The organism is Micromonospora yongxingensis, assembly GCF_052601155.1.
This window is the reverse complement of the sequence record NZ_JBQXEO010000032.1, coordinates 66,292-76,667: the sequence shown is the minus strand read 5'-3', so window position 1 is coordinate 76,667 and position 10,376 is coordinate 66,292. Positions and strand designations below refer to the sequence as shown.

Below are 10,376 nucleotides of genomic sequence, written 5' to 3'. Positions count from 1 at the left end.
CGCCGCCGCGCCGACGGAGCTCCGATGGCTGACCGGCGGGGCCAGCTGGCCACCCGGGTCCGGGACTCCCTCGCCGAGGCGCTGGGCGCCACCCGTACCCGCCTGTCGGCCGCGCAGGCCGAGCTGACCGCCGGCCGGGAGCGGCTGGCCCGGGTCCGCCGGGCGGCCGCCGCCGTACCGGAGCGGGTGGGCGGGCAACGGGACCGGCGGCTGGCCGAGATAGACGCGCGGCACTCCGCCCGGATCGCCGAGCTGGCCCGGCACGCGGCCGACGCCGCCCGCCTGGAGGCGCCCGGCTGTGCCGGCGCCGACTGGCCGGGATGGACGCCGACGCCGACCCGCCGGGCCGAACCCCCCGGCGCGCTGCGAGTCGGCACGGTCCGGATCGACGACGTCGACCCGGTGCCCGCGCTGGTGCCGCTGCTCGACGCCGGGCACGTGCACCTGTCCGGGGACGACCGCGCGGGTTGCGACGCGGTGGTCTCCGCGCTGCTGCTGCGGGCCGTCGGCCGCGGCGACCCGGGCCAGGTGCGGCTGATCGGGTACGACCCGGAGCACCTCGGCGGCGGCCTGGCCGGGTTCGCGCCGCTGGGCACCGCCGGGCTGCTGACGTTCGTGGGCCCCGGCGGGCTGGGCCCGCTGCTGGACGACCTGGTCGAGCAGATCCGCCGGATCAACGAGACCGTGCTGGCCGGCGAGTACGCCTCGCTGCGGGAGCTGGCCTCGGCGACCGGCCGCCGCCCCGAGCCGTGGCGGGTGGCGGTGCTGCTCGGCGGCGACGAGCTGAACCGGCACGAACGCGGGCAACTGGACCGGGTGGTGCGGGCCGGTGCGGCCTGCGGGGTGCACCTGGTGGTCCGCGGCGTGCCGCTGCCGGACGATCCGACGGTCACCCGGGTGGTGGCCGACGCGTCCGACGCCCGGATCGGCGGCCCGTCCGGCCTGCCGGTCCGGTTGGACCCGCCACCACCGGCGACGCTGCTCACCGACACGTGCCGGGAGACCGCCGCCCGGGTGAACGCCGGCCCGCCGCCGACCCCGTTCGCCGACCTGCTGCCGCCGCCGGACCTGATGTGGCGGGAGGACTCCTCCGGTGGGCTGTCCGCCCCGATCGGCGAGGGGCCGCAGGGCCGGCCGGTACGGCTGACGCTGGGCGACTACCCGCCGCACGCGCTGATCGGTGGGCCGTCCGGCACCGGCAAGACCAATCTGATCTTCGCCTGGATCGGCGCGCTGGCGGCCCGCTACTCCCCCGCCGAGCTGGAGTTCTACCTGCTCGACTTCAAGGAGGGGGTGTCCTTCGCCCGGTTCGCGCAGGGTCGGCGCGACCCGAGCTGGCTGCCGCACATGCGGCTGGTCGGGATCAACGTCAACACCGACCGGGAGTTCGGGCTGGCGCTGCTGCGGTTCCTCGCCGAGGAGCTGCGCCGGCGGGCCGACGCGGCCAAGAAGCACGAGGTGACCAAACTCGCCGAGCTGCGCGCTGTCGACCCGACCGGGCACTGGCCGCGGATCGTCGCGGTGGTCGACGAGTTCCAGATGCTGCTGGCCGGCCGGGACGTGGTCGCCCGGGAGGCGGCCGACCTGCTGGAGGACCTGGCCCGGCGGGGTCGGTCGCAGGGCATCCACCTGGTGCTCGCCTCGCAGGACGTACGCGGCATCGAGGCGCTGTGGGGTCGTCCGGCGCTGGTCGCCCAGTTCACCCTGCGCATCGCGCTGCCCAAGGCGCTGCGGATCCTCGCCGAGCGCAACGACGCGGCGCAGTCGCTGCCGCGCTGGCACGCGGTGGTCAACGCCGAGTCCGGCATGGTGGAGGGCAACGAGATCGCCCGGATTCCGTCGGCCAGCGACTGGGAGACGTGGAGCGGACTGCAGAACCGGCTGTGGCGGATGCGGCCGCCCGACGCGGCGCCGGCCCGGCTCTTCGACGGCGACGCCATTCCCCGGCTGGCGGAGGCCCCGGATTTCCGGGCGCTCACCGCGCCGCCGGACGGGACCGCCCCGCGCACCCCGGTGGCCCTGCTCGGCGAGATCATCGACGTGCAGTCCCGGTCGGCGGCGCTGCGGCTGCCGCGCGCGCCCGGGCGCAACCTCGCGGTGCTGGGCACGCGGGTGGACGAGGCGTGCGCCGTGCTGGACGCGGCCGCCCGGTCGCTGGCCCGCCAGCATCCGCCGGGGACGGCCCGGTTCTCCATCGCCTGCCTGGACGCCGACGCCGACCCGGTGGCCCGGGCGCTCTACGACGACCTGGCCGACGACGCCGCCTGGTACGACGAGGAGACCGTCGGCGAGCTGATGGCCGAGACGGCCGACGGACTTGCCGCCCCCGGTGGCGCGCACTACCTGCTGCTGTTCGCCGTCGACGCGGCGGCCGGGGCGCTGGCCGCACGGACGGGCCGGCGCACCGGCCTGGAGCACCTGCGCCGGATCCTGCACGACGGCCCGGAGCGGCGGACCCACGTGCTGGCCTGGTGGCGAGGAGTCGCCCGGATGCGCGCCGACCTGGGCGGGCCGGCCGCCCGCACCGACCAGATCGGCGCCTGGGTGGCGCTGGACGCGCACGGCGGCGAGCTGGGCGCCTCGCTCTACCCGGGCACCGGCGGCCCCGACTGGTATCCCCGCCCGTGGCGGGGGCTCTTCTTCGACCGGGCGGTGCACCGCACCGGACAGGTGATCATCCCCTATGGACCGTCCCGATGAACCAACCGGTGACCAGTGAGACGTACGCGGCGCAGCTGCGGCGGCTGGCCGAGCTGACCGCCCGGGTACGCGAGCAGCGCGCCGAGGCGCACACCTGGTACGAACGGCAGTGCGCGGCGGCTGACCGCGCCGTCGCCGACGCCGCCGACCAGGTGCGGCGGGCCGAGGAGGAGCTGGTCGCCGCCCGGGAGCAGCAGGAACGGGTGGACGCCGAGGTGGCGCATCTGTGGCAGCAGCTACGGGAACGGCTCGGCGCGGGCGCCCGTCGCCTCGGTGGCCCGCCCGCCCCGGCCAACGGCGTGGTCACCGATCCGATGCTGCCGCTTCGGCGCGCCCGCGACCTGCTCGACAGGGCCGGCCAGCCGGGTGAGCTGCCGGGTTCGGTGAACCCGTTGCTGGCGCTCTGCGGGGTCGCCGGTGCGGTGCTGGCGTACGCGCTGGGCGCCGGCGCCCGGGCGCTCGGCGTCGGGTACGGCGGGGACCTGGCCGTCGGGATGCCCGTGTTGGGGCTGGTGGTGACCCTGCTCGGGCCGCTGGTCGGTCTCGTGCCGGCGCGGGTGCTCGCCGATCGTCGGCACGCGGTGCTCGGGCCAAGGCCGATCACGGTGGTGCTCGGCGCCGGCCTGCTCGCCACCGTGCTGCTGCTCCTGCTCGGCCGCTGACCCGGCCGACCTCTGCGCTACTGATCGACTCGACGTCCAGGAAGGCGCGCCATTCCCGGCACCCGAACACCGCGACATCAGGGAAGCCGAGTCGATCACTCCGGCCCGCGGGCCGGGGGTGTGCTCACTCCGGCACGAGGACGGCCTCGCGCAGCAGCCGGCGGGCCAGGGTGACCCGGTCGGCGTCGTCGGGCAGCCCGGGCAGGTCACCGACCCGGGTGACCGCGCCGGTGAGCAGCGCGCGGACCGCCGGCTCGCACTCCGACGGCAGGGTGATGGTGCGGTCGAACAGCCGCAGCGCCACCGTGTCCGACCCATGGGGCACGAGCTGCCAGCGCAGACCGGGGCGCAGGGTGAGCCGGGAGTCGGCGTCGAGGGCGGCCAGCGCGCCGGCCTGGGCGAGCGGCCGGATCGGCGCCGGGCGGGCGGCCGGCCAGGCGCGCTGCCGCAGCCGCGCCGCGACGGCGCCGGGGTCGGCGTGCAGCAGCCAGTCCCGCAGCGCCTCCACGGTCTCGGTCAGCTCCGGCTCGATGGCGTCCGGGTCGGCGACGTCGGTGCCGAACGGCAGGCTGGCGCGCAGCCGCTGGTCCTCGGCGGCCAGCGCGAGCAGCTCCTCGACCAGGGCGTAGCGGGTCAGCGCGCGGACGCCCACGGTCAGGTGCAGCGAGCTGGCCTCCTGCGCCTGGGCGCTGTGCAGCCAGCCGCGTGGCAGGTAGAGGGCGTCGCCGGGGGCGAGCACCACGTCCAGCGCGGCAGGGCCCTCCGCGGTGGCGCCGACCTCGTCGGCGCGGCCTCCCCAGGGCTGCTTCTCCAGCGGGTCGGGCAGCACCGGCGGGTGGATCCGCCAGTGCTTGCGGCCGTCGACCTGGAGCACGAACACGTCGTGGGTGTCGTAGTGGGTGGCGAAGCCCTGGCTGCCGGCCGGGGTGAGGTAGGCGTTGATCTGCAGCGGCTGGTTCAGCGCGAGGCCCAGGTCGCGGGCGAAGTCGACCAGTGGCGGCCAGATCCGGTGCAGGCCCTGCAGCACCAGGGTCGCGCCGCCGGCGTACTGCTCCAGGATCCGCTCGTCGAGCACCTGGTCGCCGATCTCGGCGCCGGCGCCACCGCCGCCGGTCCACCGCGCCGCCGGGACGAGCTGCCCGTCCTTGGCCACGCGCAGGAAGGGGGTACGCAGACCGCGCCGGCTGAGCAGCTCGTCGGCGTCGGCGGTGCTGAGCAGGTCGGTGAAGCCGGCCGGGTCGGGCAGCTCGGCGGCGCGGGACAGCAGCGGCGTGTGTCCCCAGTGCGCGGCGGCGAACTTGGCCGGTTCGACCGAGACGCAGCGGGCCAGCGCCGCGGCGGCGGTCGCGGACGGAACCGCCGGGCGGCCGTGGCCGCCCGGCGGGTCGAGATGCGTCACGACGGACCCTTACCGGGCGCTGCCGTCAGCGCCACCGTCCTGCTGCCCGGGGGTCGCGCCACCGTCGGCAGGACCCTCCGCGCCACCGTCGGCGCCACCGTCCTGCTGGCCGGGGGTCGCACCACCGTCGGCGGGACCCTCCGCGCTGCCGTCGGCGCCACCGTCGTGCTGACCGGGGGTCGCGCCACCGTCGGCGGGACCCTCCGCGCTGCCGTCCGCGCCACCGTCGTGCTGACCCGCCGTCGCACCACCGTCGGCCGGGCCCTCCAGGCCGCCGCCGCCCGTGGTCTGCATGTCGTCGTCGTTGAGTGCCATCGGTACTCCCTCGGGTGTGCCGCCCCGCCGTACGCCGGGGTCCGTCGTGCTGCGGGTGGTACCCCACGCGCGATCTTCTCTAACCCTCACCGTAGACGCCGAACCGGGGCGACACGGGCGGTTCACCGGTGGCGCGGGTCGGTGTCAGGATGGAGGGGTGATCCTGGTGGGCACCTCCGGCTGGCAGTACCGCGACTGGCGGGGCCGCTTCTATCCGGAGCGGCTGCCGCAGCGGCTCTGGCTGGAGCACTTCGCCGCCGGCTTCGCCACCGTCGAGGTCAACAACGCCTTCTACCGGCTGCCGGAGCGGGACACCTTCGCCGCCTGGCGTGCCCGGACCCCGGCGGATTTCTGCGTGGCCGTGAAGATGAGCCGCTACCTGACCCACATCAAGCGGCTGCGTGACCCGGCGGAGCCCGTCGCTCGGTTCCTCGGGCGTGCCACCGCGCTCGGTGACCGGCTCGGCCCGGTGCTGCTGCAACTGCCGCCGAACCTGCGAGCCGACGTCGACGCGCTCGACGCGACACTCCGGCTCTTTCCGGCCGAGGTGCGGGTGGCCGTCGAGCCCCGGCACCCCTCCTGGTGGACCGACGCCACCCGTGCGGTGCTGGAACGCCGGCGGGCGGCGCTGGTCTGGGCCGACCGGCTGGGCCGCCCGGTCGCGCCGCTGTGGCGCACCACCGACTTCGGTTACCTGCGGCTGCATGAGGGGCGGGCACGGCCCTGGCCCCGGTACGGCCGCACCGCACTCGCCACCTGGGCACGCCGGCTGACCGACACCTTCGACGCGGACGAGCCGGCGTACGTCTACTTCAACAACGACCCGGGCGGCGCCGCCATCGTGGATGCCGTCGCCTTCGCCGCGCTGGCCGGGCGGACCGGCCATCCGGTGTCCCGGGTGCCGGCCGCGGCACCGCGACCCGAAGGCGCGGGGCAGGCCGGCGGCTGAGCCCGCCCGAGTGCTTCCGGGCGGGCTCGCGGCGTCAGGGCAGCATCCGGGCCAGGTCCTTGGGCATGGTGTCCTTGACGTCCTGCCACTCGCCCTGGGTGACGTGCCGGCGCAGGGTGTCCAACACCACCTGCGTCACCCGCTCCGCGCCGCCCTCCACGTCGTACGGGAAGCCCTGGCGGACCTCGTAGAGGAAGTCGTCACGGTTGAGCTTGATCGGCACGTCCGAGGGGTTCCACCCGTCGAAGTAGATCCCGCGGACCAGCACCGGCAACTGCTGGGCGAACTCCACGCTCTCGTTGACCGGCAACCGGTCACGCAGCAGGTGCAGCACCGTGCGCAACGCCGCGTACGACTGGTTGCGCCGGTCCTTCGGCCAGCCGTAGGCGTTCTCGATGTCCTTGAGAATCAGGTTCGTCTTGTCCAGCGAGGACTCGAATGCCGAGATCTGTTGGTCAGCCATCGGTCGACCCCCGTTCCCCGGTGTCCCATCGTTGGTCGTCGTCGCGACGCGGCGGCCCCGCCGGTCCGCGTCGGGCCCGGATCGGGCTGCCCTGCGGCACGCGCCGGGCGTTGTCGGCCGTCCCGACCACGTGCAGGACGGCACCACGCCGTCTATCCGCCACCAGTCGAACCGTCATCCCGTCACCTCCGTGTCTTCTGCGGCGCCGGCCGCCGTCACGGCCGCACGCACCTGCCACCCTGCCGCCCGGGCGGGTGACCCGGCCCCACCCGGATCGGGTGAGCCGGGCGAGGTCAGTCCACGCCGAGGAGCCCGGCCAGGGTCTTGCCGTTGGTCTGCGCGTAGTCGCGGTAACAATTGTTCATGAGGACGTGGGTCTTCTCGGCGCTGTCGGCCAGCTCGCGCAGCTTCGGCGCCCAGTCGGCCAACTCCCGCTTGGAGTAGTCGTAGCCGAACTTCTCGTGGATGTCCTTGCTGGTCCACTTGTCGCTGTGGCCGTGGAAGCGCACCACGGCGAGGTCCGCCGTGGCGGCCAGCACCGGCGGCACCGACGAGCGGTGGCCCTGCGGCATGTCCACGCAGACGAACGGCAGCCGGTGCTGCCGGAGGAAGGCCAGTGTCTCGTCGGCGTTGGCGCCGTCGAACCAGGAGGCGTGCCGGAACTCGTAGACCGGCCGCAGCGGCGCGCAGCGCTTCGCCACCTCCAGCAGGTACTGCTTGTTGTCCCGCTTGATCGTGAACCAGGGCGGGAACTGGAACAGCAGCGCGCCCAGCTTGCCCGCCTCGACCAGCGGGTCCAACGCGGACAGGAAGCGCGTCCACACCTCCTCGTACGCCTGCGCGGGCAGGTCGTCGGGGTAGACGTTCTTCTTGTCCGTCTCCGGCCGCAGGTCCTTGTAGAGCGCGCTGACCCGGGTGGGATGCCCGGTCAGCATGCTGAACGCCTTGATGTTGAAGGTGAAGCCGGGCGGGGTGCGTTCGGCCCAGAGCCGTGCGGTCGCCTCGGCGGGTGGCGAGTAGTAGGTGGCGTCCACTTCGACCAGCGGAAACTGCCGGGCGTAGTACGCCAGCCGCTTCTCCGGCGTGTCGGCGGTCTGCGGATACCAGCCGGAGTTGAGCAGCGTGCGGTCGGTCCAGGACGCGGTGCCCACGAGAATGTCACCCATGGGTGGAGTCCATCGCGTCGTGGACCGACCGGCAACCGCTGACGTCGCTCAGGCCGCCCGCCGCTCGCGGGTCTGCTTGCAGGTCACACAGGTGGTGGCGGACGGGAAGATCTCCAGCCGCTCCACCGGGATCGCCGCCGAGCAGCCTTCGCACCAGCCGTAGGTGCCCTCCGCGAGCCGGCCGAGGGCGTGCTCGTACTGGGCGCGGCGGTCGAGGATGGTGCGCAGCAGGGACTGGGCGGTGTCCCGCTCGGCGGTCTTGGTGCCGCTGTCGGCCTGGTCGTCGCCAGCGGTGTCACCGACCTCCACCAGCCGCAGCACCTGGCTCTGCAGCACGGCCTGCTCGTACTCCGCGGTCAACTCGTCGTAGCGCGCCTGGAGGGAGAGCCGGATCTGGTCGATCTCCGTCTGGGAACGGCCCGTACCGACCGTGTCGTGGACGAGCATCGCTGCCTGCCTTTCCTGGGCCTGTGGCTCAAGGTGAACCGGGATGCCGGCGGCACCTGGCCCCGGTCACGGTCGCATCCGGTGCACGGGCGGTCACCCGTGCTCTGTGAGCCGGGCGAGTACCCGCCCGGGGAGTCGACCAAACCGGCGATTTTCGCCGATCGTCAGCCGCCGGCTCCGGGCTCCACGAGAGCGGGGTGGCGGGGGTCGTCGGCCCGTACCACCACGTCGGCGAAGCTGGCCGGGACGACCTCCTCGGCGTACCGGTCGAACGCCGGCAGGGTCCACTCCAGGGCCGGTTCGGTACGCCGGCGCAGTGCCGCCGCGGACAGCTCCAGGTGGACGGTGACGTCGAAGGGCAGGCCGCCGCCGAGCAGCAGCGCGCCGCTGACCAGGACGACGCCGCCGGGTGGCAGGTCGACGTAGCGGGCACGGCTGGCCCGGTCGGCGGAGGCGTCCCAGAGTGAGGGGAGCAGCCGGCCGCTGCCGCCGGGGCCGGCCGGGTCGAGCACCTCGCGGCGCAACCCGGTCTCGTCCACCCAGCCCTCGTAGTAGGCGTCCGGGTTGGTCCGGCCGAGCTCGAAGCGCAGCGACGCGGGCCGGAGGAAGTCGCTGGCGCGTACGTGCAGGACCGGGTGGCCCCGGGCACGCAGCGGGTCGATCAGCGCGGTGGCCAGCTCGTCCGGGCCGGCGGCGGGGGCGCCGTCCACCGCCACCCGCAGCCGCGCCGGCCCGACGGTCGCGGCGGCGTCCGTCAGCCGGTCGGTCAGCTCGGTGACGAGCAGGTCGGGCGAGATGGGTCGGATGCGCACCGGACCATCCTGCCCCGCCCAGGGGCGTGTCGGTGCGGCCGGTCAGCCGGTGCGGTCGATGGTGACGCGGGCGTCGTCGGCCAGGCGGTAGCCCACGCCGTAGACGGTGGTGACCAGGGGAACGTCCACGCCGACCTTGCCGCGCAGCCGGCGCACGTGCACGTCGACGGTACGGACGCCGGCGTGCTCGTAGCCCCAGACGGCGTTGAGCAGTTGCAGCCGGGTGAACACCCGGCGGGGGGTGGGCGACCAGGTGCAGCAGCAGGTCGAACTCCAGCCGGGTCAGCGGCAGCGGCTCGTCGTCGCGCAGCACCGACCGGGACGAGGCGAGGATGTGCAGGGCGGGGATGGTCGGGGTGACCGGTCGGGTCGACCGGTTGGCCGGCACGGCGTCGGCGCGACGGTCGGCCGGAACCGAGCTGGTGATGACCGCCTCGCCCCGCTCCAGGAGCTCGCGGGCCGCCTCGAGCAGCCGGCGGGCCGGCGGGGTCAGCGACTCCTCACAGGCGAGCGGGATGGACAGCGTCACGGTGAGCACGGGCGCGGCGGTGTTCGCGGGGCGGCGCTGGCCGCCGGGAGGTCGACCGGGCACCGCGGGTTGGGACGTATGCCATCCGGCGCGCGACGAGGCGGGGCTGACCGACATGGTCCTCCTTGGCTGGGTCCGGGTATCTCCCCACGGCCCGGGACGCCGCTTCATCGATGCTTCCCGGCGCCCGGGCGAGGGTCAAGAGGCGGCTGCGTTGCATGAATGTGACAATTGACGAACACATCGGAGCCGAGTGCTCGCTCTGCGTACGAAGCCAGATGATTACAGCAGAGCCGCCCGGATGACCCGATACGGGGGTCCCCGCCCGTTGACCGTGGCCGGTCCGGCCGCGTACGGCCGGTGCTCAGCGGCCGCGCTCCACGCTGATCCGCGCCTCGTCGGCCAGCCGGTAACCCACCCCGTAGACGGTGGTGACGACAGGAGTGCCGTCCAGTTTGGCCCGCAGCCGGCGCACGTGCACGTCCACCGTCCGGGCGACCGCGTGCTCGTAGCCCCAGACGCTGGCGAGCAGCTGGAGGCGGGTGAAGACCCGGCGCGGGCGCTCGGCCAGGAACAGCAGCAGCTCGTACTCGATGCGGGTCAGCGGGACGACCCGGTCGCCACGGCGGACGATCCGCGAGCCGGCCAGGATGCGGACCTGCTCGGTGTCGTCGGCGGCGGACGGCTCGGCGGTGGCGTCGGGGACCGGACGCGGCCCCGGCGGGACGTGGTCGGCGGTGCGCAGCCGTCCCTCCCCCGACTCGGCCAGCTCGCCGAGCAGCTGCACCAGCCGCGCCAGCCGGGGGCTCAGCGGCCCGGGCGCGAGGTCGAGGGTGATGGTCAGGGTGGGACCGGTGCGCTGGCGGGCGGGGCGAGGGCCCGGGTGGTGGGGGCGCGTGGGGATGGCGACGACGGACATGGTGCCTCCTGGGAT

General features: G+C 74.8%; 10 protein-coding genes and 1 pseudogene. 3 read left to right on the top strand and 8 right to left on the bottom strand.

Annotated features, from left to right (window positions below; translation table 11 throughout):
* Positions 1–24 precede the first annotated feature (24 nt).
* Both ACTWLT_RS28380 and ACTWLT_RS28375 read left to right on the top strand, forming a co-directional pair.
* Complete coding sequence (locus ACTWLT_RS28380; protein WP_445320989.1) at positions 25–2,700, top strand: FtsK/SpoIIIE domain-containing protein; 2,676 nt, start codon at positions 25–27, stop codon at positions 2,698–2,700.
* Positions 2,697–3,362 carry a hypothetical protein gene (locus ACTWLT_RS28375; protein ID WP_445320988.1) on the top strand — a complete coding sequence of 222 codons (666 nt, stop codon included), beginning with the start codon at positions 2,697–2,699 and terminating at the stop codon, positions 3,360–3,362. Before ACTWLT_RS28380 ends, ACTWLT_RS28375 begins: the two co-directional genes overlap by 4 nt.
* A gap of 124 nt (positions 3,363–3,486) precedes the next feature.
* Here the strand turns inward: ACTWLT_RS28375 and ACTWLT_RS28370 are convergent, their stop codons facing one another.
* Together ACTWLT_RS28370 and ACTWLT_RS28365 are read right to left on the bottom strand one after the other, a co-directional pair.
* Positions 3,487–4,761, bottom strand: a complete 1,275-nt coding sequence (locus ACTWLT_RS28370; RefSeq protein ID WP_445320987.1) for a cupin domain-containing protein — start codon at positions 4,759–4,761, stop codon at positions 3,487–3,489.
* 9 nt (positions 4,762–4,770) lie between these two features.
* Positions 4,771–5,076, bottom strand: a complete 306-nt coding sequence (locus ACTWLT_RS28365) for a hypothetical protein (RefSeq protein WP_445320986.1) — start codon at positions 5,074–5,076, stop codon at positions 4,771–4,773.
* 157 nt (positions 5,077–5,233) lie between these two features.
* On the opposite strand from ACTWLT_RS28365, the gene ACTWLT_RS28360 reads away from it, so the two are divergent.
* The gene (locus tag ACTWLT_RS28360) at positions 5,234–6,025 is read left to right on the top strand and encodes a DUF72 domain-containing protein (protein ID WP_445320985.1); all 792 of its coding nucleotides are present in this window, start codon (positions 5,234–5,236) and stop codon (positions 6,023–6,025) included.
* Positions 6,026–6,059: 34 nt separating this feature from the next.
* On the opposite strand, the gene ACTWLT_RS28355 is transcribed toward ACTWLT_RS28360, so the two are convergent.
* From ACTWLT_RS28355 to ACTWLT_RS28330, 6 genes and pseudogenes are all read right to left on the bottom strand, one after another.
* Positions 6,060–6,488 (bottom strand): DUF2267 domain-containing protein, encoded by a 429-nt coding sequence (locus ACTWLT_RS28355; RefSeq protein ID WP_252414820.1) that lies wholly within the window; start codon positions 6,486–6,488, stop codon positions 6,060–6,062.
* A 293-nt stretch (positions 6,489–6,781) separates the two neighbouring features.
* On the bottom strand, positions 6,782–7,654 hold the full coding sequence (locus ACTWLT_RS28350; protein ID WP_445320984.1) for a DUF72 domain-containing protein: 873 nt from the start codon (positions 7,652–7,654) through the stop codon (positions 6,782–6,784).
* Between the two features lie 48 nt (positions 7,655–7,702).
* Positions 7,703–8,101, bottom strand: coding sequence for a TraR/DksA family transcriptional regulator (locus tag ACTWLT_RS28345; protein WP_203178243.1), 399 nt, complete (start codon positions 8,099–8,101; stop codon positions 7,703–7,705).
* A gap of 164 nt (positions 8,102–8,265) precedes the next feature.
* The gene (locus ACTWLT_RS28340; protein ID WP_445320983.1) at positions 8,266–8,913 is read right to left on the bottom strand and encodes a nucleoside/nucleotide kinase family protein; all 648 of its coding nucleotides are present in this window, start codon (positions 8,911–8,913) and stop codon (positions 8,266–8,268) included.
* Between the two features lie 42 nt (positions 8,914–8,955).
* Positions 8,956–9,559 (bottom strand): annotated as a pseudogene (locus tag ACTWLT_RS28335) (winged helix-turn-helix domain-containing protein).
* Between the two features lie 247 nt (positions 9,560–9,806).
* Positions 9,807–10,361 carry a winged helix-turn-helix domain-containing protein gene (locus tag ACTWLT_RS28330; RefSeq protein WP_445320982.1) on the bottom strand — a complete coding sequence of 185 codons (555 nt, stop codon included), beginning with the start codon at positions 10,359–10,361 and terminating at the stop codon, positions 9,807–9,809.
* Between the last annotated feature and the right edge of the window lie 15 nt (positions 10,362–10,376).